Origin of the sequence: Mesotoga infera (assembly GCF_900157305.1) — a bacterium.
Classification (GTDB): Bacteria; Thermotogota; Thermotogae; order Petrotogales; family Kosmotogaceae; genus Mesotoga; species Mesotoga infera.
On sequence record NZ_LS974202.1, the window covers coordinates 650,544 to 676,668 of the forward strand.

The following is a 26,125-nucleotide window of genomic DNA, read 5'->3' on the forward strand; positions in this document are numbered from 1 at the left end:
TGTGACGGCTTCTATGGTTCGTTGCTAAAATCGCTCTATTTGGCGGCTCATTCGGGTGCCGTTACTCCGACTATTTAACATTATGCATGCAGTCTGTAATTCGATTGGCTTTCAGTCTTTTTGTCACTGTATAATTTACTATACTAAAATTCTCTTGGGGAAGTGACGGATTTGCGAGGAAGAAGACTGCCGGGCGACAGATTCATATGGAGGGCACTGAGGCCTATTCTGAGGCGCCCATTCATGAAACGCTACAATCTTCACGCGGTGAACGCCGAAAAGATTCCCGATCCGCCCTTCCTTCTGGTCGGAAACCACGCTTATTTCATAGACGCCGCTCTAATCGAGGCTTTCGTGAGCTATCCCATCGTGTGGGCCGTCGCAGCCGGCAATTTCAGGCTTCCCCTGGCAGCCTCTATTTTGAAGGCCGCCGACGCGATCGAAAAGCGGAAGGGAGTCCCGGATGTTGCCGCGATGAGAAAGATTCTCAGGGTGTTGAAGGACGGGGGCATAATCGGTCTGATGCCCGAGGGCTCCGTGACCTGGGACGGCGAGTTCGGCGAGGTGCCGCCCGGAACTGAAAAGTTTCTCGACAGGGTCGATGTTCCCGTGGTGGCGGCTAGGATGAACGGGGGTTATCTGACCAGGCCGAGGTGGGCCGACCACCACCGCTGGGGAAGGATCGAGATCGCTTTCGAGGTCTTTCGCGGAAGCGAGGCGCTGGATTTTCTTTCACATTCCTCCGACTGGGAATGGCAGAGAGAAAAGAAGATCGTTTTCAAAGGGCGAAAAAGGGCTTCCGGTATAGAGAGAATCGCATGGTTCTGCGAGAGATGCGGGGGCTTTCGCACAATTTCAGCCAGAGGCGACGAGGCGGTCTGCGCCGAATGCGGCGCCGCGTTGACAGTCGATGAGTACGGATATGTATCAGGTAGGAGCGTGCCGGAGGTTTTGAAGGTCCAGAGAGAGCTTCTGGCGGCATACCTCGCGAGAGAGGGTTCCCTCAAGGTCGGCCCGGGGGAGGCCGTGATCTTGAACACCCTTACAGAGGGGACAGAGAAAGTCAGAGGGGAGGTCTCGATCGACGGCCTCGAGCTGAGGGTAGGAGAGAGGAGCTATCGGCTTGAAAACGTCAGGGGCTTCTCCACTTATCTTAAGCGTTTGAACGAGTTCAACTACGACCGTGATGTGGTAAGACTTAAAACGGAACACTCCTCTTATCTTCTCTACTGCGCCCACCGCATCCTCGCCGGCCCGGAGGCCTCTACACTATAACCGAGAAGCTCTGCTCCTCCTTCCTGTATCGAGACGCGACCGTTGCGATGGCCCTAGAGAGTCTTTCTATGCCCGTTTCTATTTCTTCTTCCGGTACTCCTAGAGGGTTCAATCTCAAGTAGTTCTTACCGGAGGAATCGAAAGTGAAGAGACTTCCCGGCGATACCGCAACGCCCTCTTTCAGGGATTCTTCGGCAACTTTCCAGCAATCCATGGAATCGGGGAGCTCAAGCCAGAAGAAGTTACCGCCCTGCGCTTCGTTCACCTTCACGTATGACGGCAGGAAACGGTAGCAGGCCATCCGGGTCTTTTCGCATTTTCTGAGCGATAGCTTGATATATCGCTCCAGGTAAGCGTCGTATTCACCCGAGGAGAGAAGCTTCGCGGCGACCAGCTGGCTCAGGTTTGGCACGCCCAGCGAGATCATCCTCATCGGCTCGATCAGCTTTTCTATGAGAGCCTCGTCGGCCACGATCCAGCCGATTCTCAAGCCCGGCGCGTATGACTTTGAGATGCCGCCGACCTCTATAACGCAGTTGTGAGTGTCGTAGTATTTCAAGGTTCTGGGCATCGGGCTCTGGTACTGGATTTCCGAAAAGACCGTGTCGTCGATTATCGGCACGGAATACTTTTCGGCCAATCTGACGAGCAATTCCTTTTTCCGCTCGGGCATGTTCGCCCCGGTCGGGTTGTGGGAACAGCTCATGGTGTATATGTACTTCACGGAGCCCCTCTGGAGAGTGTTTTCCAGCGTGGCCATGTCGAAGCCCTCGCTGAACCTGTTTACGGGCAGGACCCGGTGCTGGAACATCCTGGAGATTTTGATAACGTTCAAATATGTGGGATTTTCGATTATGACGGCCTCTCCCGGTCTGGCCAGCGCGGAAAACAAAAGATAGATCGCCTCCTCGGTTCCGATCGTTACTAGAAGGTTTTTCGCGGAGACTTTAATACCCGAGCCGTTCAGCCTTATGGATAGATACTTGAGTAACTCGGGGTTGCCCCTGAGCGAAGGGTACTGGAGCGATTCGTCGAGTTCTTCCTGTGATAGACCTTCCAGTATCTTTTTCAGAAGAGTCATCTGGTCGGCCCTCACTTCGGGAACGCCTGTGTCGAGCCTGATGCAGTCGTCCGGCCGACCCTTTGCGAGCGATGACCAGCGGGCCTCCCCAAAGGAGGATGTGGCCCAGGCGCTGAGCTGGTCGCTCCAACTTATCATTCCGAATTCCTTCTTGAGCTGTGTCACCGCGGCCACATAAGTGCCGCTGCCGGACTTTGAGTCGAGGAGACCGTCAAGTTTAAGCTCGTTGTAGGCTTTGATCACCACACTCCTGTTAAGTTTAAGCAACTTGGCCATCTCCCGCTCGGAGGGCAGTCTCGTTCCCTCCGGTATGTCGCGTCTCAAAATGGCAGCCCTCAACTGCTCGGTAAGCTGTTTGAAAAGAGGTACTTCCGTATTTCTCTCGATCGATACTTTCATACCTATCACCGACCTCACCCCCTACGAAACGATTATATCTTTTCCAGTCCAGTCAACCATACCACTAATAAGATAGTGGAGCGTACCGCTTGACGATAATGACTGCAAAGTTTTATTATAAGGGACTTTCGGAAATTAACTCCGAATAGAATTACAGATGAAATGGATCGCTCCAATCTATTGCCAGCGGAAAGGCGGCCGTTCCTGAGCGGTGATATATTCGAAGCGAAGGGAGGGATCGTAGATGATACACAACCACTATCCGACAATAGAAGATCTCAGGACCGGGGAGATCGAAATCGAGAGGGAACTGGAAAGTCTGCGAAATGAAAGGATCTGGAGGAAAATCAGAAGGAGCGTCAGAGATGCGAAAAAAGGACGTTAAGGTTGTCAGGAGTCACGGCGGAGTCTTCAGGGTCGGCTGAGCGGCCGCTTCATCTGGAGGTGGAATGAGAGCAAGTCAGGCCAACCTTGTCGTTTATTCTCTCCCTGTTGTCCACGACCCATTCCAGGATCGATTCGGCGAAGGCGGCCTCCTCGGGATAGCCGCGGACAAGAAAGAAGTGAACCTGATTCAGTAGAACTGCACCCAGAAGGTACACGATGCTCTCCCTTTCTTCGGTCGTCAACGTGTTGTTGAGGCAGTATCCCTCCAGAAGATGAGGGATCAGATAGAGCGCCAGCGAGGGAGAGCCCATTTTCTTGAACTCCGTCAAAACGCTGGATATTAGATAGGAGAGATCGAAAACCTTGACCTCCCTGCAGGAGTACTCGAAATCTATGACTCCGGAAACCCTGCCGGAATTGACGATTATATTGCCCGGGTGGTAATCTCCGTGTATCGCCTGAACCGGAAGCCGGTAGTAGAGCGAGAAGAACTCGCCGAAAAACTCTTCGATCCTCTCGCAATCTAAATACGGCAGATGGCCTCTCTGGCAAGTGAGAAATCGCAGCGAAGTCGATAGCGTCATGAAGAGATTCCTTCTCTGGATGGCATTATCTTTCAGTGTAGCGAGCGCCGAATGCAACCGTCCGGTGAAGAGGCCGATTTCGCGGGCCATTTCCGGAGTGGCGCAAGATATGTCCATGTCTGCCTTCTTTCCCTCTATGTACGTGAAGAGAGAGTAAACGAACCCTCCGATCCTGACTTCGAGGAGTCCGGCAGGATTCTTGACGGGGAGCGAGACGTTTATCCCATTATGAAACAGAGAGGAAAGAAAATCCCGCTGCATTGTAAAACCCGCAACGCCGGTAGGCCGCCTCTTGAGAATGTACAAAGATCGGCCCGAACTGACTATATATGCACGACCATTGAGCCCGGAAACGAGCTTTATTTTGTCTTTGAACCCCCAGAACCTGGAAATCCGGGCATAGGGAATCTTTGGCATCTTATCACCCCGGAATACAACAGAAGAATTATACTACAGATTCGTGAAAAAATAACTCAGACCTGCCCACTCACACTCAAGCGTTTGATTCTTTTCCTTAGGCCGTACGCGATAACCACCGTGGAGACAAGCGAGAAGGTGATCACGCCCGACCAGACGAAGGCGCTCGCCCCTCCGTACCTGTCGGAGACGGTTCCGACGAAGAGATTGCCCAGCGGCGTCGAGCCTGCGAAGACGAGCGAGTAAACGCTCATGACCCTCCCCCTCAGCTCGTTGCTGGAGTTTATTTGCATCAGGCTGTTGGCCGACGTCGTGAAGAAGATATTGGCCAGGCCCATCAGGCATATAAGGAAGGCGGAGAGGAGATACGACCTGTTGAAGCCAATCAACAGAAAGAGCGCCGAGGTGATGAAGGGGACCACGAAGAGCCGTGCGCGACTGGGGCCTTTAGCGCTCTTTCCGGCGATAATCAGTGCACCTATAAGCGAGCCCACGCCGAGAGAGGCCATGAGCCAGCCGTACCCCTGAGAGTCCAGCCCGAGCTGGTTGCGCGCGAAGACAGGTATGAGAACGCTGTAATTCATGCCGAAGGTGCTGACTATCGCCAGCATCAGTGTCGTGGTGATGAGTATCGGGCTCTTCACGAGATACGCCAGCCCTTCCTTGATATCCGGCAGAACGGTTCCGCGCGGTCTTCTGTTTATGACCGGCCTCACGTCTATCTTGAAAATGCCGAGTATGACGGCTATGAAAGTTATCCCGTTTATGAGAAAACACCAGCCGGCTCCGACCATCGCCATCAATATCCCGGCGACCGCGGGACCGACTATCCTGGCGAGGTTGAAAACAGTTGAATTGAGGGCGATAGCGTTGAGGAGCACGTCTTTGCCTACCAGCTCGATCATGAAAGACTGCCTGGCCGGTATGTCCAGGGTCTTCACCATGCCCAGGCCGAACGAGAGGAGAAAGATGTGCCAGTATTGCACGGTATTCGTGAAAACCAGAACCGCGAGTGCCAGGGCAAGCAGCATGGAGACGGACTGAGTGATCAACAGAATGGATCTCTTCGGGAAGCGATCGACGAAGACGCCGGCCAGTAGTGAGAAGACCAGCACCGGCGTGAACTGGGCAACTCCCAGTAGTCCGAGAAGAAAGGGCGAGTCGGTAATGGTCAAAACGAGCCACGACTGGGCTGCGGTCTGCATCCACGTTCCCATGACCGAAATTAGTTGACCGATCCAGAAATACCGGTAATTCTTCACTTTGAAAGCCGGGAAGGCCTTGCCTATATGGCCGAGGAGTACACCCTGCAAACCGTTAGCCAAACGAATCATCTCCAACACAATTGTACTACAAATTTTGTTTTATAATCAGATGTACGCTCAGGAGGTTTTACATGACCGCATACATTCTAAGAAGGTTGCTCTCTGTTCCCCTGACAATGATAGGAGTCACCCTGATCGTATTCTGTGTTATATGGTCGCTCGGCCCGGACACTCTGTTGAGCGCTTATATGACCGGCGGCACCGGAAGGGCTCCAAACGCTGCGGAGAGGATCATAAAAAAGTATGGTCTCGACGAGCCGGCCATAATCAGGTACTTCATCTGGATTTCAAACACGCTCCGGGGAGATATGGGGTATTCCATGGCCGGAAGGATGGATGTTAGCAAGGCCATTCGCCAGATGTTGCCGAGCAGTCTGGAACTGATCTTTCTTTCGCTGATTCCCATAATTCTGATAGGCTCCCGCTTGGGCCTCAGGGCCGCAATGAATCCCGATGGTCCGGTGGATTCAGTCTTCGGCTTTTTTTCGACCGTCGGCTGGGCGACGCCCGACTTCATACTCGGGCTCTTAATCCTGACAGGGGGGTTCGTCTTTTTCAAATGGCTCCCGATCGGTGGCCTAAAACCGGTCATGGTCAAAGGCTGGAAGGATTATACTTATTCGACGCTGATCGACTCCATCCTGAACGGCCGTGTTAAGGTTTTTCTAGAACAATTGTTGTTTCTCCTCGAACCAGTAATGACTCTCTTTCTTGTGAATTCGGCCTACATATACCAGATCAGCAGGGCCGGCGCGCTCGAAGTCAAGCACAACGATTACATACGGACGGCCCGCTCGAAAGGCTTGAGCGAGAGAGAGATAATGCTCAAACACGTGAGAAAAAACGCTTTGATCCCCGTGCTCACGGCCGGGGGCGAGCTCTTCGCCTCCATGGTGGCAGGGGTCGTGTTCGTCGAAACGATATTCGCCAGAACTGGCATAGGAAGCTTGATTGCCGACGCCGCCCTCATGTTCGACGTCTTGACGCTGTCCGGTTGTGTCCTGGTGATCTCTATACTTATGATAACGGCGAACCTGCTGGTGGATATAGCCTACTCACTGGTGAACCCTAAAGTGACGCTCTGGAAGGAAATTCCCGGATAAGCTATTCGGAACATTTGAACATATATCGCCTACATCCGATCAAAAAAGTGTGGAATCTAAAGCGATCAACGATCGAAGTGCTCACAACCACCGGGCAAAGAAGGAGGCAATACGATGGAAAAACTCACTCCACATACTCTTCGAAAGGCTCAGATGGAAAAGGAACTTCAGAGACTTCTAGGCGTTGAAACAGAAATAAAATCCGATTCTTATCTTCTAAGTCTTTATTTCCCTCTGGAAAGCATCGGCAGAATCGAAGCCGAAAAACACGTGAGATCTTTGATTCTCGAAACGATGCGCTCGGACGAAAAACTGGCCGGACTTGGAAAACTCCACCAGAAGATCGCCGAAGCCATCGTGCAGAAAATCGGCAACACAGCCGACCTCGGTGTGGGTCTGGCCGTTTTCTTGCAGTTCAGCGCCGGTGAAAGCTCCAGAGAACAGAACGTTGGAGAAGTGAATTTGCTCGCTCTTTCGAGACGACCCGACAGGGAGATATACGTGGGCAAAACTTTCGACCTCGACCAGCTCATATGGCTCACCAATTCTACGGTCGAAGCGCTGGTTCTCAGCCTCAGGAGAGAAGAGGCGGCCCTGTATATGCTCGATAGAGAGAAGCTTTTCGAGATCGCCGTACTGAAAAACGAGTTCATCCAGGAGAGAGAAAAGGAGTACCTCGAAGGATACTCACCTTCGCCGTCGGCGGGTGTGGTTTACCACGGGAGCGACTCGGAGAAGGTCGAGAGACTGAAAAACGAGGAGAACCGCAGATTTCTCCAGCACGTCGCAAGCGTTTTTAAAGAGGAGGAGAGGACGCCACGCGACTCCGACTTCATAATCGTCTTCTATTCCTCATCTTTCGGCGAATTCGTAGAAAGGATCGAAGATGAAGTGAGACTCACGCTCCCCTCAGCGCACCGTGTCTTGGTCCAGAAAAACATCACCCAGGAGAAGCAAATACTTTCCGAGAGCGTGAAGATAGTTAGAGAAGAGAAACCCGAGATCGCGGTGGAGCTTTTGAAAAAGGCCAGAGAAAACTGCGATCGATACGCTCAAGACTGGAACGACGTCGCCAGAATGGCCAATGACAGAAGAATAGACACACTGTTCATAAACCCCCTCGTAAGGAAGAGAGGTTATATTCTCGATAAAGAGCTCGTCTATACGAAAGCCGTGAAAGACAGCAGGGAGGTCAGGAACATAGGCCCCTGGATAGTGCGGAGCGTAACTGCCAGCAACGGTAAAATAGTGGTCGTGAACGGGGAAGTCCTCGAGAGCGGTATCGCGGCCAGATTGAGATACTGAAGAACGAGAAGAACCGGAACGAGAAGAGGAGAGAGGGCGAGACACGAGCAGCGGGTCTCGGGTTTCGGGTCTAGGGTCTAGAACGCGAAAAACACGGTTTTTCGCGGTCTTTGCTCCTTTTCGTCATGCCGGACCTGATCCGGCATCTTTGCTCCTTCGAAAGAGCAAGAGCGAGATCCCGTATAGGAGCACTACGGGATGACGTGATGGGGGAGCATTTCAGAGCAGGCTCTCCCCTTTCGTCATCCTGGCGTGCTCCCAGCCAGGATCCCGTTCTTTGAGATCCCGTATAGGAGTCCTGAATTTGATCCCTGAATAAGATCATTTCAGGGCAGGCTCTTCAGGACAGGCTCCACGGGATGACAGTCTTACTCCCTTCCCGTCATTCTGAGCTTGACTCAGAATCACGGTTTTCTAAGGAGCGAGATCCCGGGTCGGAGCCCGGGATGACAGTGCGGGGGCGTTACGGGATGACAGTCCCCTCACGTCATGCCGGACACTGATCCGGCATCTTTGCTCCTTCGAAAGAGTAAGAGCGAGATCCCGTATAGGAGCACTACGGGATGACGTGATGGGGGAGCATTTCAGAGCAGGCTCTCCCCTTTCGTCATCCTGGCGTGCTCCCAGCCAGGATCCCGTTCTTTGAGATCCCGTATAGGAGCACTACGGGATGACAGTCTTACTCCCTTCCCGTCATTCTGAGCTTGACTCAGAATCACGGTTTTCTAAGGAGCGAGATCCCGGGTCGGAGCCCGGGATGACAGTGCGGGGGCGTTACGGGATGACAGCCCCTTCACGTCATGCCGGACACTGATCCGGCATCCCGGTCCTTCTCGTGAGGGAAGCGAACACTCTACGCTCTTTTTGCGTTTGTGGAGAACGTTTTACTCAATATCAACAACTACAGTTTTGGAGGTGTTCAGGTGAAAAAAGCACTTTTACTGGCCCTGACTCTAATTTTGACCGGGGCGATCTTCGCGACGCAGTTTTCGGTGGGAATGGGTTTTGTTTTTAACCGGGATCGTCAGACTCAAGATTTCGACATCCAGTTCTTCGGGAGATTTCAGGCAGGCTGGCCGGTCTTCGGCGGGCCGATTCTCGGGGTTATAGCCGACATCCCGGCCTTCGGCGTGACGCTGAAGAATTTCGAATTTTATACTCTCGATCCCTCGCAGGTCAACTTCGGCCTTTACACCGAAATAAGACTTAAAGACTTCTCGCCCACTCTTCCATCGATTTTCCTCAAGGCGACTTTAATGACGGAATTACAGAGCGTCATGAATATGAAAATCGAGTACCTCCCGATCGTTTCACATATTGGGGCCGGTTACAGCATAGGAGATTTCAGCGTCGAAACCGGAAGCACGATCATAAACGTTGGATTCAACATGGGGGGCAGACTCGCAAGGCACACCACCTTTTTCCCCCACTTTCACCTAATCGGCAGATACGATTTTAGCTTCTAGCGGAGCGGGTTTAATACCCGCTCCGTTTCTATTTCGAACGACTGTGTTCAATGGATCTCTTTGGAGCGACTTGAGGTAGAATTCATAGAGGAACAGCATAAGGAGATGGTCCTATGAACAGAAGGATTGTGGCGGTTGTTTTTCTTCTCTTTCTCGCTCTCTCTTTGATGATGTCTTACAGCCTCTGGGAGAGTTACTTCCCCGAATATGTGAACGGTCCTCTTCCCTGGATGGCACCGGGCCTGAGGCTCAGTTACAGGGTGGATACCGCTGTTATGAAGCGTGGCGGCGGCCTGTCAGATACGGGGGGTTCCGGAACAGGCATCCAGCAAATGGATTTCGTGGCGGTCGAGCAGGATTCGACGGCGATCCTGAGTACTTACTTCATGACCATGAACGGAGGTTACTACCCGGGAGCTTCTTACGGCGCGCTCGAGAAACCGGGTATATCCGACTTCTGGCTGAATCCCGAGGTTTTTAAAGACCTATCCCGCTTCAACAGCGATAACACCACGGCGATGGCGATGCCGCTCCAGTTCGGAGGGCAGACCCTTCAGGTTGTGCGGGTCGAAACCACCGGAGTCGATACGAAACACGTTTACACCTACGATGCGGCATCGGGATTGCTTATCTATTTGCTGATGCAGATCCCCTCGGGAGAAAATATCCAGCAATCGTACATGGAGTTCATCTCGGCCAGATACATAGATCTCCCCTGGGCCAACTCTCCCAGGCCTTCCTGGAGCATGACCGACACGCTCTACGGAGGGACATACACGATTAATATACCCGGTTCCTACACGACTCCCCTTCAGATGCAGGTGAACGTCACTCCTCTAAAGTCCTCCCAGAGCTGGGATTTAATCAAGATGACAATATCGCAGTACGGTATCCTGCCCTCGGAGGTGACCACCGTCACGGGCATCGCCCAGATCAACGGTGCTTTCTGGCTCTGCCCTCAGGCTCTGAAATCGCTGAACAGAGTTCAGACGATAGACCGGGATCCCGTTACCGGCGTCGTCACCGAAGTGGTTTTCGCCGGAAAGCTTCAGGACGGCACGAACGCGATAATGCTTCAGCAAAGCAACGGCACCTATATGAACCAGTATCTTTACGATCAAAACACCGGCCGGCTTATCTATATCAAACTACAGTCGCCGAACAGCCTGAGCTACAACGTTACCGAGCTCTCGTTGATCAGATAATGCCGGATGATCAAAGCCCCAGGAATTTCAGCCGGAAGTAACCGAAGGTCAGACTCAGAAGGAGCGAAATGGTGCTGGATACCATGAAAATGATCAGGTATTTGCCGTTCTGCCCGCGTTCTTTCACGTAGATCCTGTAAGCGATCAGGTTGGCGAGCGAGGCGATTATCGTTCCGCTACCGCCGATGTTGACACCCAGAGTAAGGCCCTTATAGCTGTCGGTGAAAGAAGAGAAGAGTATGGCCGAGGGAACGTTGCTTATTATCTGCGAGAAGAGGGCCGAATTCACCATCGTCTGCATATCTCCATTGGCGACCGATCTCATCAGGCCGGATATGAACTCGGTCCTGGTCATGTTGTCTATGAATATGAAAAAGAAGGCGAAGGTTCCCAGCAGAAAGTAGTCGATCTTCTTGAAAAATCCCCTGTCCAGCACCATGGTAACGACAAAGGTCAGGACCAGACCTATCCTGTAGTCTATGACCCTGAAAACCGAAAGCATAACTACCAGGAAAGCCAGCGCGAATATCATCAGCTTTCTCGGCTCGCGTATCTTCGAAGGTTCGACAGTGAAGGAGGCTTTCTTTCTGCTGTTCAGGAGGTTCATCACCAGGGTCCAGCAGACGCCAAATATGGTGAAGGGCAAGAGAAAAGAAACGAACTCCCCGACCGGCACCTGGTACTTTTCAAAGAGAAAGAGGTTCTGCGGGTTGCCGATGGGAGTCAGCGCGCTTCCCACGTCTGCGGCCTGACTTTGAATCATCACCAGCCACATCGGGTCGAAGCCGGCCTTCAGGGCTATCAACATGGTGAGAGGGACGAGGGTGATCAGCGCGACGTCGTTTGTTATGAGAGAACTGACCGATGCCGTGAGCAGCACGATCATCACGCCTATACTACGCGGGCTTTTAAGGCTCTTCAGAGAGGAGCGGGCCATCCATTCGAGAACGCCGTACTCCTTGAAGGCCTGCACGACCAGCATAAGACTGAAGAGCTTGGCTATAACCTCCCAGTCAATACTCTCCAGTCTCGCACCCATGAAGATCGAAGACACGATCGATAGAGCCATGGATATCCAGAAAAGCATCTCTCTTACCAGGTGCCTCTTAACGAAAGCCGGATCGAAGATCGTTCTTTTCAAAAGTTCGTACATATTATGCAAGTTCTAATGCCCCCTCGTCTGCTGCCGAGAGAGATCATACCACCGAAAATTCATACTGGAAAGACTGGCAAAGAAAATTGCGAAAGACGGAGATATGTATCGCATCCGAATAAGAGGTTAAATAATGAAGGCGGCCCCCGAAATTGACTTCAGAAGACCGCCTTGAAAGACACAACCGGGCTTTCTACTTGAGCTGGAAACCGATGCTCACATTTATAGTTGCCAGTCTATTGTCGGTGAAACCGTCGGGGCTGTCCGAATTATTCGATACGCCTTTTGCCGTGCCGCCTATGAAGCGCAGATTCAGGTAAGCTTCAAGATAATTCGTAAGCTTCAATCCGCCGCGCAGAGAAGCGTCCAGCACCGAGCCTTCGAAATCGAAGTCGGCCCCGTTGAAAAACCTGCTCGAGGCGTAAAAGCCGTCAATATCCGTCGCGACGTAGAACCTGTCGTTGAACCAGAGCTCACCTTTGACCTTTATCACCGGCACCGGGCCGACGTTCTTGTTGGCCACGAACTTCGTCCCGTCGAGCGATTCGAAGTATATATCGGCGTTTCTTATTTGAAGAGAAAGCCCCAGCGCCAGATAGCTGTCGCCCTTTCTCAAAACGTCGTACGTGTAGCTCAAGCGATAGAAGGGAAAGCCGTAGTTCAAAACCATTCCGGTGCCGGCGGGAAAGAGCACGTCATCCACCAGCAGATCGCTCTTCAACTTGACCTTCGTTTGCACCGTCAGCGGTTGATAGAGAAAATGTACAGTGTGCCTGTCGATTCCCACGCTGGCGGTGAATCTCTCGAAGGGGAAGAGGACATCCTGCCCTCCATCTTTCACGTAATTGAATACTGTACCGCTCTGGCCGAATTGAATGGTGTGGAAGATCACACCGGTGAAGCCCGACTCGTAGTCAAGCTCAAGGCGAAGACGATTAGCCGGATCGCTCAACAATCCGGCGAACGAGAACACTGCCAGTACTATAAATGCCGCGATCAATACTCTGACTTTCAAAATAGTCACCTCCATTTACGATTATATGGTTTCCCCTTCATACAAACAGCATATCGGTGACTGTCCGGCAGTTCTGGCATCTCCTTTAATGATGAAAATTCCGGCAAAGATTCGTGGGAAAGCGAAAAGCCGTTTTAAGACAGACCGAGGGCTTTCAACGCCTCTTCTTCGCTCGCCACGAAGAAAGTCTGCTTTCCCCTGTTCGATTCGTAAATGAAGGCTTTAAGACTTTTACTCGTATAGCCGCTGAAATCGCCAACAATCGCCAGTTTTATATAATAGGTGGACATCTTTTGCAGTATGTCTCCGGCCAGGCCGGTCCGGAGATCGTAGAAACTCTCTGGGAAGTTCTCTTTGTAGAAAATGAACCTTTCACACCCTTCATAACACAGATCGGCTATCGCATCGAGAACATCCTGCGAACTCCTGAAAACCTCATCCCGTCTCTCCATAATGCCAACCTTGCCTTTGTCCGTTTCGATAAGCCCTATAATGCGACTCCCCCCTTTTTTCATTAGTCGATATATGATAGCAGAAAGCCACTGATCTAGAAACCGTCGTGACTTCCTGCGAAAAACCGGGACTCGGAAAGAGCAGTTCTTCGTTGCGGAGCTAGGAGCTTTGTTCTTCGTTCTTGGTTAGGAGCAAAAACCGCGAAAAATGGGTCGCGAAGACCGGGATCCTGACTGGGAGCACGTCAGGATGACGTGAGGGGAGAGCCTGCCCTGAAATGCTCCCCCATCACGTCATCCCGTAGTGCTCCTATACGGGATCTCGCTCTTGCTCTTTCAAAGGAGCGGAGATGCCGGATCAGGTCCGGCATGACGGGAAGGGACTGTCATCCCGTAGTGTCCCCATGGAGCCTGCCCTGAAATGCTCCCCCATCACGTCATCCCGTAGTGCTCCTATACGGGATCTCGCTCCTTACGATTGAAAGAGCAGATTCTGAGTCAAGCTCAGAATGACTTCAAGTGAGTCCGGCATGACGAAAAGGAGCAAAGACCGCGAAAAAACGCGTTTTTCGCGTTCTAGACCCTAGACCCGAAACCCGAGACCCGCTGCTCGTGTCTCGCCCTCTCTCCTCTTCTCGTTCCGACTCTTCTCGCTCTTCCACGCATCGCTCTCTACCAAGAACAAAGTTCCTAGCTCCGGAACGAGGAACTTGGGCGCAACGCGCCGGAACCGCTCTTCTGTTCTCCAAGGACGGGTCCACGCTCTTGGACGATGGACGGCTCTCACACTTCTCTAATTCTTATTCTGTTTTCGCTTACAATCATTATCTTTCCGGTTGCAGAGTTTTCTTTGAGGAGCGGAATTAGTTTTTCGAGCGTTTCAATAACGGCCTCTCTTGACTGGCTTTTGAGACGAAATATAATTATTCCCGGAATCTCGGTGCGACCAAGCAGAGTGATATCGGAGAAATCAAGATCCTGAGTCACGAGAACTCTATTCTCATTTCCGCAAACCGTAAGAATACACTCATCAGTTGCTCCAGCAAGTTGCTCTTCCGTCACGTTTACGGCATCGAAGTTGTTCTTGCGAAAGAGCGCAAGCGCGGCTTCGGGAAGATTTTCGTCGAGCTTGAACTTCTCTTTCAAGGCAGAATTTCAACTCGCTCTTTTGTCAGAAGAGAAGCATATTCGATGGCGGCAACAATGTCTTCACGAACCAGCGAAGGATATTGATCGATAATTTCCTCGAAACTATGTCCGGCTGCAAGCTCATCCAATATGAGAGAAACAGGAATCCTGGTTCCCTTTATACAGGCTTTGCCATGACATATATTCGGATCTAGAACAACTCTTTCAATACCTGCCATAAAGGCCTCCTTCATATGTTTGTATCAATTATAACATCGTGACAACAGTCGGCTATTAACCGTTCTTCCCGCTCTTTCAAAGGAGCAGAGATGCCGGATCAGGTCCGGCATGACGTGAAGGATGAAAGACCGCGAAAAACCGGGACTGACGGGCTCCTGATGTCTGTCCCGTTTTTCGCAAAGAACGTGCCCCACTCTTTAGAAAACCGTGATTCTGAGTCAAGCTCAGAATGACGTCAAGTGAGTCCGGCATGACGGGAAGGAGGAAAACCGTGATTCAGTCCCTGTTTTCCTTGTTTTTGCGGCATCTTATTAGAAGTCTCCGTTTCTTATTAACTCTGCAAGTACGCGATCAATGATCGAATACCTCCCGTACTCATTATTTACCCAGCTGGACCTCTCCAGTATTCGCAAAGCATCTGCAACTCTAGATTTAGAAGCGTAATCGCCGCTGGCCTGAAAGGATCGGAGTATTGCCGTGAAGTTTGTGGCACCGGATGCAATAAACTCTAGTGCCTTTCTGTATCTTGGACTCCGCTTCTCAAGCTCTTTGAGCTCATTGACAAAAAGTATCCTGGCTGTTCGGAAGGTTTCAGAAAGAGCTTCATCGTGGCTTCTTTTAAGTCGATTAAGACCGTACTGCACAAGATGTCCCGCTATTCCATCAAGATGGTTCTGAGCTTCAATAACCTCTTCAAGTGGGACTTGCATTTTGTTCTCGGCGAACGCCGCTTTCAAAAACTCTATAGAAGTATCTTTTGAGAAAGGCTTTAGAACTAACTCGTATATATATCTCCCGTGCAGCGGATTCTTATAATCATCAGTTCCAATGAAATCATGAATTAGGCCCACTTCCGAACCTGTGAGCAGAAACCTTATATTTGCGAGACTATCGTAAGACCATGCAATCAGGTTCTGTATACTCTTTCCGCCTCTGTTTCCGTAATATCTAAAATACTGAGCCTCGTCGAAGGCGATAATAAATGGCTTTGGATGATCGTTAAGCTTCTCCAGAATCGAACTTAGAGTAACATCGTTCCAATCGAAGGTTACAGAGTTTCCCATGAAAGAAACCCCCTTGACCTTGCTCAGCAGAGTCTTAATTCTCTCTTTTCTTAGTTTCTTCTCGAGCTCTCCCTGTATAGCATACGAAAGATCCGCCTTGCCAATTGAACCGGAAGAATCCGAATATATCCTTCTGACGTCGATCATTATTGAGTCTTGCTCCGTTTCTGCAATGGCAACCCTCATTAGAGAAGACTTCCCGACTCTCCTTATACCTGTGATCACTGTGATCGGATTGTCTCTCAACGAAGACAGGAGCTCTTTGAGTTCTTCGCCTCTTGAGAAGAGGTCGGCTCCTTTGCTCTTTGGTTTTGGGTCTAGCAACATACTATTACCACCTCCAGTTCTGATATCAGAACCAGTTCTGACCTCAGAACCATTCTAGCATACACTCTGATAATAGAAACGTCTTTGGAAGATCAGATATAAAAGACTTGAAGAGAAAAACGGTCCCTGTTTGTTGGAGCTGCAAGCAGACTGGCAGCGGAAAGTTTTTCCCCGACAAGAACCCTCTTCTCGGAGAAGGGCGGACATCTTTTTGCTCTTGTGAACGAAGAACAAAGTTTTTGGCTGTTTGTTAGAATAAGATAGGCAAGGGAGCGAAGACCGGGATCCTGGCTGGGAGCACGCCAGGATGACGTGAGAAAACTGTCATTCCGCAACACCCCACTCGTGTCATCCCGTAATACCCCACTAATGTCATCCCGTAATGGTTCTATACTGTCATCCCGGGCTCCGACCCGGGATCTCGCTCCTTAGTGCTCCTTCGCTGTCATCCCGTAATGGTTCTATACGGAATCTCGCTCCTTACGATTGAAAGAGCAGATTCTGAGTCAAGCTCAGAATGACGGGAAGGGAGTAAGACTGTCATCCCGGGCTCCGACCCGGGATCTCGCTCTTCTCGTTCGTCTCTAAACAGAGGTAAGAGGAGGAGAGGCCAGAGGTAAGAAGATCAAAATCCCGCTCTTCTCGCCTCTCACCTCTTTTTCAACGAAGTACTTCTATAGGTCTTGAATGATCAAATAGGTACTCTGGGCAGATGTCCAGTCCATTGGACCATTCTACTGTATCAAAGCTAATTCGAGCCGAGCAGAAGACTTTCGGGTCTCGTAGCTCCGAGAATTTTCCTTTGTTCAGTATTCCCTCCAGATCTATCGCTCTCTCTTCCCCGTTACTGAACTCAAGTATGAGTTGATAAGGTTTACAGCTCTTTATCGACTTTACTCCAATACTCATGTCAATACCTCCATTATTTTAGGGGCTCTATCTTGAAGGGAAGTTCACCGTTTGTCACAAGTTTCCAGTTAGCGATTAGCTCATCGGAATGAAGCTCAATCCATGCCTGAACCAATCGAAGCTTTTTTACAGAAATCTCGCCACTTAGAAGTTCTCCATCGGGAATTGAGATAGTAGAACTGTACTCTGATAGTAACTGTGTATATGAGGAGGGTTATGCTCATTAGGAGAGCAGTACATCCTCACAATTATTCCGTAGAACATGCTTATTGTTGGCATCGATTCCTCCTTCCATAGCATATTATACAAAAGAAACAGGCCATATTAGTATCGCGGGGATCGCGTCACTGGGGAGAAACCTAAAACGACAAGACTGTCACTATTGGGTCATCCCGTGGTGTCCCCGTACTGTCATCCCGTGTCATCCCGTGGAGCCTGCCCTGAAATGCTCCTATTCAGGGTCATCCCGTAATGCTCCTATACGGGATCTCGCTCTTCTCACTCTTTCGAAGGAGCGGAGATGCCGGATCAGGTCCGGCATGACGGGAAGGGAGTAAGACTGTCATCCCGGGCTCCGACCCGGGATCTCGCTCCTTAGTGCTCCTTCGCTGTCATCCCGTAATGGTTCTATACGGAATCTCGCTCCTTACGATTGAAAGAGCAGATTCTGAGTCAAGCTCAGAATGACATCAAGTGAGTCCGGCATGACGAAAAGGAGCAAAGACCGCGAAAAACCGCGTTTTTCGCGTTCTAGACCCTAGACCCGAAACCCGAGACCCGCTGCTCGTTTTTTGCCTAAAATGGAGTCTGTTTATCTGTCGCCTGTTTATCTATTCTTTTGAGGCATATGCCCGGTCTTCGATGGTATAATTTTTTCGAGCGCCTAGAACATTACTGAGAAACATGCTGATATCACGCAAACATCAGAGTTTGAACGGAGGCTGAATGTGAAAACTGAAATAATCTTTCTGATTGAAGAGGATCCTGTTTCGGGATTCTTCGCTCGGGCTCTGGGCCATTCCATAATTACTGAAGCCGAGACTTTACAGGAGCTGAAGGAAAACATTCGCGATGCTGTGAGATGCCATTTTGATGAGAGCGAGCTCCCTAGAATAATCAGGTTGCACTTCGTCAAGGAAGAGGTAATTGCGCTTTGAGACTCCCGAGAGACCTAAGCGGAGAAGAGCTTGTCAGGGCTCTCGCCAGGTTGGGTTACGAAGTCACTCGACAAAGCGGAAGCCACGTAAGACTAACCACAAACCAGAAAGGCGAACACCACATAACCATCCCCCTGCATAACTCGCTGAAGCCAGGCACATTTAACGTAATACTACTAGAAATCGCAGACCATTTTGGTATAACAAAAAAAGAGCTGGTTCGATTCCTTTTTGAGTAAGTTCATCGGCTCCTGAGGTCCGTTGTAGCCAATTTTCGCGAAGACCGGGATCCACTCCTTAGAAAACCGTGATTCTGAGTCAAGCTCAGAATGACGTCAAGTGGGTCCGGCATGACGTGAAGGATGAAAGACCGCGAAAAATCGCGTTTTTCGCGTTCTAGACCCTAGACCCGAAACCCGAGACCCGCTGCTCGTGTCTCGCCCTCTCTCCTCTTCTCGTTCCGACTCTTCTCGCTCTTCCACGCATCGCTCTCTACCCTCTCACCTCTGGTTCCGCTCTTTCAAAGGAGCGGAGATGCCGGATCAGGGTCCGGCATGACGGAAAGGAGGAAAGGACGGGTTTTCTCTCCTCTCTCTCTTCCTCTCGAGTCTTTTACCAAGAACCTGGACGCGCAGCGTCGGAACGAGGAACTGCTCTTCTGTTCTCCAAGGACGGCTCTTCTCGCTTTTGTCGGAACAGTCCGGAATTTGACGGACCTGTCGGCCAGGTCGGAGTGATATAATCGCTTTGGAGGTGTTGTTCTTGGACATAGGGAAGATAGTACAAGCACTGGTAGATAGGCCTCTTCAAAGTGAAGAAAATCACAGCCTTATCAACCGTCGTAAAGAGATTCGATCTCTCGAGCTTCTCATAAAATACCAGCCTTTCGGCATATTTGGCATTTCTGGAGAAACTGGAATAGGAAAGACTACCGTGCTGAATGTTCTTGATTCCGGAGATATAAAGAAGCTGAGTGTTTCGTTGATCCACAGGGATAATCGGGAAACGATTCTTTACGACCTGCTTTTCAGCCTGTCCAACCTCCTCAAAAAGGACTCTACCGGTAAAGTGAGCGCTATTGCGAAAGAAACCGAAGAATGGATCGTCGAGCAAGTCTCGATTATAAAGGGCGCATCGTTGGGATTCTCTCTCTTCGGAAGCGGCGGAGGCAGCATTGAGAAGCAAAAAATGCCGAGATTCAACGTTTTTGCCGCTCATGAAAAACTGCGAACTCTGCTCGAGACACTGGTAATGAACTACGGCAAGGTTCTACTGGTAATAGACGAACTCGATAAAGAAAGCAAGCAGGATGTTATTAATGTTCTCGATTCTTTGAAGCTTGAACTACAACAGGACAAACTGATGGTACTGTTTTCGTTGCCCTACGGTATTTACAGGGACTACAGGCAGGACAGGATGAAATGGAACGAATCGGGCAATCTTGAGAACGTGATAAAGGATGTAGTATTCCTGAGTGAGCTAACGGATTCGGATATAAGAGAGCTGCTTCTTAAGCGTCTTGGCAACCTCACCTCATGGTTCAGACCGGAATCGCTGGAACCGATCGTTAGTTTCGCTGACGGTAATCCGCGGGATGCGCTCTGGATAGCCCAGAAAGTGGTTTTCGATAATGCAGGTGCGAAATTCATATCTGTAAGCGATGCAAACGAATCGATAAAGAAGATAGTAAGAGAATACATGGGAGATCTGGCACTCACAGAAATTCAGAGAAAAACGCTGAAAGTGGCATCGGACTTCTCTGGAAATAAAGAAGAACTACTCGATCTATTGAAAAGCAATGCAATCAAAAGAACGACCTCCTATTCCACAATCGAAAGGCTTACTACATTAGGGCTGCTGATCGAAAGAAACGGAACATACAGAATATCTGGAAAAGCAAAAGTCTTTTTGAACACCTCCCAGCGAAAACTGTCGGAACAGTCCGGAATTTGACGGACCTGTCGGCCAGGTCGGAGTGATAAAATCTCTGCGAAAAACCGAGACTCGCGAAAGAGCAGTTCTTCTTTGCGGAGCTAGAAGCTTTGTTCTTCGTTCTTGGTTAGAAGCAAAGACCGCAAAAATTGGTCGCAAAGAACGGGATCCTGGCTGGGAGCACGCCAGGATGACGCGAGGGGACTATCATCCCGTAGTGTCCCCGCACTGTCATCCCGGGCTCCGACCCGGGATCTCGCTCCTTAGTGCTCCTCCGCTGTCATCCCGTAATGCTCCTATACGGGATCTCGCTTTTTTGCTCTTTCGAGGGAGCGGAGATGCCGGATCAGGGTCCGGCATGACGGGAAGAGGCTGTCACACCGTGAATGCCTCCACACTGTCATCCCGTAATGCTCCTATACGGGATCTCGCTCTTCCGTTAAATCTCTCCTGGTACTTAAGATCTTGGTGTATTATTCATTCATTAAAGAATTTCTATAATTTGAGGTGATGCTTTGAATTCAGGGTTTGTGTACATAATGACAAATCCTTATAGAACAGTGTTCTACATTGGAGTCACCAATAATCTCTTCCGAAGGGTCCAAGAACACAAAAATAAAACAGTAGAGGGCTTTACCAATAAGTACAACTGCACTATCGTTGTCTATTACGAATTCTTTGAAAGAATCTCGGATGCTATCAGAAGAGAAAAACAACTGAAGAGCTGGAAAAGAGAATGGAAGCTACAGCTAATTAAAGAAAGAAACCCGGATCTTCAAGACCTTTGGGAAGAAATTAAAAACGGTTACTGATAAAAAGAACAAGATACAGGACTTAACTTGATGAACCAGGCCAGGCCGGAGTGTTAAAATCTCTACGAAAAATCGGGACTCGGGAAAGAGCAGTTCTTCGTTGCGGAGCTAGAAGCTTTGTTCTTCGTTCTTGGTTAGAAGCAAAGACCGCAAAAATGGGTCGCGAAGACCGGGATCCTGGCTGGGAGCACGCCAGGATGACGGGAAGGGACTGTCATTCCGTAGTGTCCCCATGGAGCCTGCCCTGAAATGCTCTTATTCAGGGTCATCCCGTGTCCAATCCCGTAATACCCCGCTAATGTCATCCCGTAATGTTCTTATACGGGATCTCGCTCCTTACGGTTGAAAGAGCAGATTCTGAGTCAAGCTCAGAATGACATCAAGTGAGTCCGGCATGACGGGAAGGGACTGTCATCCCGTAGTGTCCCCGCACTGTCATCCCGGGCTCCGACCCGGGATCTCGCTCTTGCTCTTTCGAAGGAGCGGAGATGCTGAATCAGGTCCGGCATGACGGGAAGGGAGGAAAAACCGCGAAAATGGGGACTGACGGGCTCCTGACGTCTGTCCACGTTTTTCCGAAGACCGGGATCCTGACTGGGAGCACGTCAGGATGACCCGAAGGGAGGAAAACCGTGATTCTGAGTCAAGCTCAGAATGACATCAAGTGAGTCCGGCATGACGGAAAGGAGGAAAGGACTGGTTTTCTCTCCTCTCTCTCTTCCTCTCGAGTCTTTTACCAAGAACCTGGACGCGCAGCGTCGGAACGAAGAACTTGGGCGCAACACGCCGGAACCGCTCTTCCTGTTCTTGAAAAAATTGTGAGATCATATAAATTTTATGGCGTTTCTTCCAGAGTTCTTTGCCTCGTATAGAGCTCTGTCGGCAAGAGAAACTAGTTCCTCGAGGGAGCCTGTGTCCTCCCTTATGGTAGTGAGTCCGAAACTGAGCGATAACTCCTGTCCATTCAGCAAAGGTTCTTTGATCTTACCTACCACCACTCTTATTCTATCTAGCACCTCCAGCGCGGCTTTTGAATCGCAACCAGGAAAAAGTATTATGAATTCATCTCCCCCGAACCTGCCAAACACATCGGACTCTCTTATATTATCCCTGACGATGCTAGTGACCTCTTTGAGAACTAAATCACCCACTTCGTGGCCGAAGGAATCGTTTATCGCCTTTAAGTTATCAAGATCGCAGACCGCAAGAGAAAGACTTTTGTTTCCTCTGGAAGCTTTGAGAAACTCGGCTTTTGCCTTGTCGAAGAAGCCTCTCCTGTTGTAAATTCCTGTCAATGGATCAGTAAGGGAGATCGTTTTCAACTCTTCGAGGAGTTCGGCGTTGCTGAGCGATAAACCCAGAACGCTCCTGATATTTCCCAGTACGGGGAGATAGCGATCGGAATACTCTGGAAAGGCGATTTTCGAGATCTTCAACGCTCCGAGCAATTTATCGTCATGCCGGACTTTCATCCATAGGTCTCTTCCACATTCGAGCGAGAAGATATCTTCGGGATTTTCCGGGATCTGCAGAACCTCTTCGGTGATGGTAGAACCTCTTGCAGATGAGTAAATCTCTCTCCAGCCGTCCCGAAATTTCTCGAAGAAAAGGACTTCCTCTGGAGCGAAAAGCATTTCGGCGAGCGTGGATATTTTCTCTAGGACCTCGTTCTTAGAATTCAGACTGGCTATCTCCATGAGGACTTCGTTGATCATTGCATAATTGGCTATCTGCCTGTGGAGATCGAAATCGAACGCCTCTTCGAAAAGACCCATCTTCCGTGCTATTGTGTCGTAAACAGAGGCCAGAACAAAGTTTTTTACATAATCAAGCCCTATATCGATCACATCTGTCGGGAGCTTTACGGCTTTGGCAAAATCGGCGAGTTCACGTTCCGGGTTTTCGATTACCCCGGTTTTAAGGTGAACGATCAATGTGGAGAACTCACTCATGAAGCTAGAGTTCTTAGAAGGATCGAAACCCCAGTTTCTCAAATGCTCTCTCCATTGAGAAAGCCAGCCATCTGTTACCAAATAGGAATTCCTTTTTATCTGCTGTTGTAAAATAACTTTGGGAGCTAAGAGCTCCTGGCAAAAATCGTAGGCAATATGCGTTATTTCAGGTCTTTCGCGCAGGTGTTCTAAGATCGGACAGGACCTAGGAGCGAAAAGGAAGTGAAGCTTCTCGCCCGAAGAGCTCAAAACATCGTTAAGAATTTCGCGCATGCCTGACCGGGGTGAAACTTCGCACAAAGCCGGATAAAAGTAAAAACTCAGCGCTTGAAACTCTTCGCGGGTGCTAATCTCAAGCATCTCCTGCTGGAAATTGGAGCAGGCAACCACCACTATCTTCTTCATCGAATATCTCCATTCGAGATCGGGTACTCACCCCATTTGTGCACGGCCTCGGAAATCGCCTTCAAAATCTCGTCGGAAACTTGAAAAGGGATTTCGCCATGGTTGTCCGACAAAATAAACCCCCCGCCATTTGCCCCCTGCTCGATCACTCCTCTGACAGTCTCTTCGGCTTTTTCTCGATCCCAAGATGTCATCTCAACACCGTTCAAATTGCCTATAAGCGAGAGTTTCAGTCTCGAAGCCTTCTCCTTCAGTTTCGGTATATTCTCCAGAGCGCTGAAGCCAATCGCAACGGTTCCGGTTGCCGGCAGCAAATCTAGAATATCCATACAAAGACCTGACGCGAAATGCATCGCCACGGGTGCCTTTATTCTGGAGATAACTTCCTTCGCAATAGGGTATCCAGTAGCTTTGAAAGTTTCCACGTCCGTTATGCTGGGCGAAGAAAGAGGATCGAAATAAACGATCGCGGTCGCTCCGGCCTCCACCTGAGCGTTTGCCCACCTCACGCTGAACTCCTTGTTGAATCTCATCAGTCTGTCGAAAAAGTCCCTATCATCGTAAAGGATATCCAGGTATCTCTCGAAGCCCATCTGCATCACCGGCAACGAAAAAGGCGAAATGACAACACCTAAGACTGGAACACCACCCCTTCCCTCCTCCTTGAGAGCATTTATCGCCTTCAACACACTCTGTAGAGGGCGGACCGTTCTCGGATCAGGCATCGCCAATCCTTCAATATCTTCGACTTTCTTTATGATCGGCTCCCCTGCATTTGGAGGTCCATCCTCGCTGTAAACTATATCGCCGCCAAACGCCTCTATCTCTCTAGCAGCGTAGAAGAAGGGAAAATAACAATCGTTGTCGTACTTTCTTCGCAGCAAGATCTGACCCCTGACAACATTCTCTGCGCTGGAAAAATACTCACGTATAGTCATGCCAAGTTCCTTCGCGCCATGCATAGTCAGAAGCAAGAAGAGCGGTACCCTGTCTGGTTCCTGAAAGCTAAGGGATTTTAAGACCCTCTCCATGGAAGTTATTTCGCTCATCTCGAATCACCCGTAATCTCGTTTAATATATTGATAGCCTCGGCTGCCGTCTTTCCGTATCTATCGGCTTTAACTCTTCTCCAGAGTGTTTCGTCGGCATTGAAAGGTGCACCCCCGACGACGACCTTTGTTTGGAAGCCGCTTTCTTTGAGCTCTGTGATGAAGCTCTCGATTTTCAAGGCAGAATGCAGCATCAAAACAGAGATGAGAAGAATCTCCACATCGTATTTCTTGACTACACCGAGCAGCTCTTCGTTGCTTGAAAGCGATCCCAGATCCATTACTTCATAGCCTGAAGACCTCAGGAAACTCCTCACTATCCTCTTCCCGAGAGTGTGTCGATCGTACAGCGTCACAATCGCAATACGTGCACCGTCTTTCTTCTCATGCTCTATATCTCGGGTGAACTCATCCAAAAGACGTTCAGAGATCTTACCTGCAATATATACCTGTGAAAGCGAGGCTCTTCCTTCTGCCCAGGACCGGCCTATTCTCTCCAGCGCATCTATCAGGTAACTGTCAACAGCCATCTGCAACCCTTGTTCTGACACGATCAGCCCGAACTGTTTACTGACTCTGGAATAACTTGCTGAAAGAAGCGCTAATTCCAGATCACTCGAAGTTATATCCACCTCAACCACTCCTGTGAAAAGAGAACTATCTCGTTTATTCTCTATTTTACACAAAGAGTATGCAAAGCAGTGCCACTGACTCTACAATTCTGGACAGTTGACCGAGTAATGCATCAAAATAGAATCTATTCAGTTATCAGGTCTATGCTCATAGGTCATCGCTATTACCTTCCTGGATGCAAGATGTTCTAGCCCAAATGGGCCTCGTAGGCTTTAACGCAGGACGATGGACGGCTCTTCCCGCTCTTCCGCTCTTCACACCTCTCCCCTGTCTCGTCCTCTCTCCACATCTCGTGCTCTCTGAATACAAAATATGTTATATTATCAGTATATAAATATGTTTACTCGGTGGTGATATATCTTGAAGACGCAGATCGTGCGAATTTCATCCGAAACTCACTCCAGACTTAAGGCCATGGCTTTGGCCAGCGGCGAAACGATAGGGGAGATTCTGGCTAAAGCGGTAGATGCATACAGACGGGAAATGCTTCTAAACGACGCCAACAGAGCCTTTGCAAAACTAAAAGAAAGGGAAGAACTCTGGAAGGATGAACAGAAAGAGAGAGAAGAGTGGGAAACGGCGCTCGCAGATGGACTGAAGAAAGATGAATAACCTACCTTCCAGAGGTGAAATCTGGCTGGCGAACCTGAACCCGGTCAGAGGTAGAGAACAGGCCGGTTTTCGACCATGCCTGGTAATTTCCGTTGACCAGTTCAACCACGGACCGGCAGAACTCGTGATCGTAGTTCCAATTACATCAAAAAACAAATCCATCCCCCTTCATGTTGAGATATCCGGCAAAGAAACCGGGCTTGATCTCACAAGCTACATCAAGAGCGAAGACATAAGATCCATATCTAGAGACAGACTGGAAAAGAGAATTGGCAGAGTCTCGGAAGAAGTAATGTGCCAGGTCCTCGAACTCATAAAAATACTTCTCGATATAACATAATAGGTGATCGAGGATAGATCTTACATCTGACGAAAATGTGCACTGACGGGCTCCTGACGTCTGTCCCGTTTTTCGCAAAGAACGGGATCCTGGCTGGGAGCACGCCAGGATGACGTGAGGGGAGAGCCTGCCCTGAAATGCTCCTATTCAGGGTCATCCCGTGTCATCCCGTAATACCCCGCTATTGTCATCCCGGGCTTCGACCCGGGATCTCGCTCTTTAGTGCCCCCGTACTGTCATCCCGTAATAGCCTGTCCTGATATGATCGAATTCAGGACTCCTATACGGGATCCCGTTCTCCCGCTCTTTCGAAGGAGCGGAGATGCCGGATCAGGTCCGGCATGACGGGAAGGGACTGTCATCCCGTAATGTTCTTATACGGGATCTCGTTCCTTAGT

General features: G+C 49.9%; 25 protein-coding genes and 1 pseudogene. 12 read left to right on the plus strand and 14 right to left on the minus strand.

Features of this window, described 5'->3' with window-relative positions:
- The first annotated feature begins 171 nt into the window (after positions 1 to 171).
- Positions 172 to 1,275 (plus strand): lysophospholipid acyltransferase family protein, encoded by a 1,104-nt coding sequence (locus MESINF_RS03055; protein ID WP_231936829.1) that lies wholly within the window; start codon positions 172 to 174, stop codon positions 1,273 to 1,275.
- Here MESINF_RS03055 and MESINF_RS03060 read toward each other — a convergent pair.
- Positions 1,265 to 2,755, minus strand: a complete 1,491-nt coding sequence (locus MESINF_RS03060) for an aminotransferase-like domain-containing protein (RefSeq protein WP_231936895.1) — start codon at positions 2,753 to 2,755, stop codon at positions 1,265 to 1,267. The genes MESINF_RS03055 and MESINF_RS03060 overlap by 11 nt on opposite strands.
- 244 nt (positions 2,756 to 2,999) lie before the next feature.
- Between MESINF_RS03060 and MESINF_RS03065 the strand changes: the two genes are divergently transcribed.
- Positions 3,000 to 3,140: a hypothetical protein gene (locus MESINF_RS03065; RefSeq protein WP_169698484.1), complete on the plus strand. Its 141-nt coding sequence runs from the start codon at positions 3,000 to 3,002 to the stop codon at positions 3,138 to 3,140.
- A gap of 49 nt (positions 3,141 to 3,189) precedes the next feature.
- Here MESINF_RS03065 and MESINF_RS03070 read toward each other — a convergent pair whose 3' ends face one another.
- Both MESINF_RS03070 and MESINF_RS03075 read right to left on the minus strand, forming a co-directional pair.
- Complete coding sequence (locus tag MESINF_RS03070; RefSeq protein ID WP_231936830.1) at positions 3,190 to 4,143, minus strand: phosphotransferase enzyme family protein; 954 nt, start codon at positions 4,141 to 4,143, stop codon at positions 3,190 to 3,192.
- A gap of 56 nt (positions 4,144 to 4,199) precedes the next feature.
- A complete protein-coding gene (locus tag MESINF_RS03075) occupies positions 4,200 to 5,468 on the minus strand; it encodes an MFS transporter (RefSeq protein WP_231936831.1) in 1,269 nt (422 codons plus the stop codon).
- Between the two features lie 71 nt (positions 5,469 to 5,539).
- On the opposite strand from MESINF_RS03075, the gene MESINF_RS03080 reads away from it, so the two are divergent.
- The 4 genes from MESINF_RS03080 (at position 5,540) to MESINF_RS03095 (ending at position 10,547) form a co-directional block, all read left to right on the plus strand.
- Positions 5,540 to 6,571, plus strand: a complete 1,032-nt coding sequence (locus MESINF_RS03080) for an ABC transporter permease (protein ID WP_169698486.1) — start codon at positions 5,540 to 5,542, stop codon at positions 6,569 to 6,571.
- A 114-nt stretch (positions 6,572 to 6,685) separates the two neighbouring features.
- Positions 6,686 to 7,876, plus strand: a complete 1,191-nt coding sequence (locus MESINF_RS03085) for a hypothetical protein (RefSeq protein ID WP_169698487.1) — start codon at positions 6,686 to 6,688, stop codon at positions 7,874 to 7,876.
- A gap of 923 nt (positions 7,877 to 8,799) precedes the next feature.
- Complete coding sequence (locus MESINF_RS03090) at positions 8,800 to 9,342, plus strand: hypothetical protein (protein WP_169698488.1); 543 nt, start codon at positions 8,800 to 8,802, stop codon at positions 9,340 to 9,342.
- Between the two features lie 113 nt (positions 9,343 to 9,455).
- Positions 9,456 to 10,547, plus strand: coding sequence for a hypothetical protein (locus MESINF_RS03095; protein ID WP_169698489.1), 1,092 nt, complete (start codon positions 9,456 to 9,458; stop codon positions 10,545 to 10,547).
- 10 nt (positions 10,548 to 10,557) lie between these two features.
- Here the strand turns inward: MESINF_RS03095 and MESINF_RS03100 are convergent, their stop codons facing one another.
- The 8 genes and pseudogenes from MESINF_RS03100 to MESINF_RS13760 form a co-directional block, all read right to left on the minus strand.
- Positions 10,558 to 11,700, minus strand: a complete 1,143-nt coding sequence (locus MESINF_RS03100; RefSeq protein WP_231936896.1) for an SLC13 family permease — start codon at positions 11,698 to 11,700, stop codon at positions 10,558 to 10,560.
- A gap of 193 nt (positions 11,701 to 11,893) precedes the next feature.
- A complete protein-coding gene (locus MESINF_RS03105) occupies positions 11,894 to 12,715 on the minus strand; it encodes a hypothetical protein (protein WP_169698491.1) in 822 nt (273 codons plus the stop codon).
- Positions 12,716 to 12,849: 134 nt separating this feature from the next.
- A complete protein-coding gene (locus MESINF_RS03110) occupies positions 12,850 to 13,167 on the minus strand; it encodes a DUF4180 domain-containing protein (RefSeq protein WP_197712702.1) in 318 nt (105 codons plus the stop codon).
- A 783-nt stretch (positions 13,168 to 13,950) separates the two neighbouring features.
- On the minus strand, positions 13,951 to 14,313 hold the full coding sequence (locus MESINF_RS03115; RefSeq protein WP_169698493.1) for a DUF5615 family PIN-like protein: 363 nt from the start codon (positions 14,311 to 14,313) through the stop codon (positions 13,951 to 13,953).
- Positions 14,310 to 14,534 carry a DUF433 domain-containing protein gene (locus MESINF_RS03120; protein ID WP_169698494.1) on the minus strand — a complete coding sequence of 75 codons (225 nt, stop codon included), beginning with the start codon at positions 14,532 to 14,534 and terminating at the stop codon, positions 14,310 to 14,312. The genes MESINF_RS03115 and MESINF_RS03120 overlap by 4 nt, the downstream gene beginning before the upstream one ends.
- A gap of 312 nt (positions 14,535 to 14,846) precedes the next feature.
- Entirely contained in the window at positions 14,847 to 15,926 is a 1,080-nt protein-coding gene (locus MESINF_RS03125) for an AAA family ATPase (protein ID WP_169698495.1), read from the minus strand.
- Positions 15,927 to 16,586: 660 nt separating this feature from the next.
- Complete coding sequence (locus MESINF_RS03130; protein ID WP_169698496.1) at positions 16,587 to 16,835, minus strand: DUF2442 domain-containing protein; 249 nt, start codon at positions 16,833 to 16,835, stop codon at positions 16,587 to 16,589.
- 13 nt (positions 16,836 to 16,848) lie between these two features.
- Positions 16,849 to 17,114, minus strand: a pseudogene (locus MESINF_RS13760) (DUF4160 domain-containing protein).
- A gap of 668 nt (positions 17,115 to 17,782) precedes the next feature.
- Here MESINF_RS13760 and MESINF_RS03140 point away from each other — a divergent pair.
- The 4 genes from MESINF_RS03140 to MESINF_RS03155 all read left to right on the plus strand — a co-directional run bounded on the left by MESINF_RS03140 (position 17,783) and on the right by MESINF_RS03155 (position 20,736).
- Positions 17,783 to 17,992 (plus strand): 2-oxoisovalerate dehydrogenase, encoded by a 210-nt coding sequence (locus MESINF_RS03140; protein WP_169698497.1) that lies wholly within the window; start codon positions 17,783 to 17,785, stop codon positions 17,990 to 17,992.
- A complete protein-coding gene (locus tag MESINF_RS03145; protein WP_169698498.1) occupies positions 17,989 to 18,231 on the plus strand; it encodes a type II toxin-antitoxin system HicA family toxin in 243 nt (80 codons plus the stop codon). The genes MESINF_RS03140 and MESINF_RS03145 overlap by 4 nt, the downstream gene beginning before the upstream one ends.
- Positions 18,232 to 18,754: 523 nt before the next feature.
- Positions 18,755 to 19,945: a P-loop NTPase fold protein gene (locus MESINF_RS03150; protein WP_169698499.1), complete on the plus strand. Its 1,191-nt coding sequence runs from the start codon at positions 18,755 to 18,757 to the stop codon at positions 19,943 to 19,945.
- Between the two features lie 494 nt (positions 19,946 to 20,439).
- A complete protein-coding gene (locus MESINF_RS03155) occupies positions 20,440 to 20,736 on the plus strand; it encodes a GIY-YIG nuclease family protein (protein ID WP_169698500.1) in 297 nt (98 codons plus the stop codon).
- A gap of 824 nt (positions 20,737 to 21,560) precedes the next feature.
- Here the strand turns inward: MESINF_RS03155 and MESINF_RS03160 are convergent.
- Genes MESINF_RS03160 through MESINF_RS03170 form a run of 3 tightly spaced genes read right to left on the minus strand, consistent with a single transcriptional unit; the run spans position 21,561 to position 24,774 of the window.
- Positions 21,561 to 23,093 (minus strand): diguanylate cyclase, encoded by a 1,533-nt coding sequence (locus tag MESINF_RS03160; protein ID WP_169698501.1) that lies wholly within the window; start codon positions 23,091 to 23,093, stop codon positions 21,561 to 21,563.
- Positions 23,090 to 24,142, minus strand: coding sequence for a uroporphyrinogen decarboxylase family protein (locus MESINF_RS03165; protein WP_169698502.1), 1,053 nt, complete (start codon positions 24,140 to 24,142; stop codon positions 23,090 to 23,092). The genes MESINF_RS03160 and MESINF_RS03165 overlap by 4 nt, the downstream gene beginning before the upstream one ends.
- Positions 24,139 to 24,774 (minus strand): cobalamin B12-binding domain-containing protein, encoded by a 636-nt coding sequence (locus tag MESINF_RS03170; RefSeq protein ID WP_169698503.1) that lies wholly within the window; start codon positions 24,772 to 24,774, stop codon positions 24,139 to 24,141. Before MESINF_RS03170 ends, MESINF_RS03165 begins: the two co-directional genes overlap by 4 nt.
- 361 nt (positions 24,775 to 25,135) lie before the next feature.
- Between MESINF_RS03170 and MESINF_RS03175 the strand changes: the two genes are divergently transcribed.
- Together MESINF_RS03175 and MESINF_RS03180 are read left to right on the plus strand one after the other, a co-directional pair.
- Complete coding sequence (locus tag MESINF_RS03175; protein ID WP_169698504.1) at positions 25,136 to 25,387, plus strand: hypothetical protein; 252 nt, start codon at positions 25,136 to 25,138, stop codon at positions 25,385 to 25,387.
- The gene (locus MESINF_RS03180) at positions 25,380 to 25,727 is read left to right on the plus strand and encodes a type II toxin-antitoxin system PemK/MazF family toxin (protein ID WP_169698505.1); all 348 of its coding nucleotides are present in this window, start codon (positions 25,380 to 25,382) and stop codon (positions 25,725 to 25,727) included. The genes MESINF_RS03175 and MESINF_RS03180 overlap by 8 nt, the downstream gene beginning before the upstream one ends.
- Positions 25,728 to 26,125 lie beyond the last annotated feature (398 nt).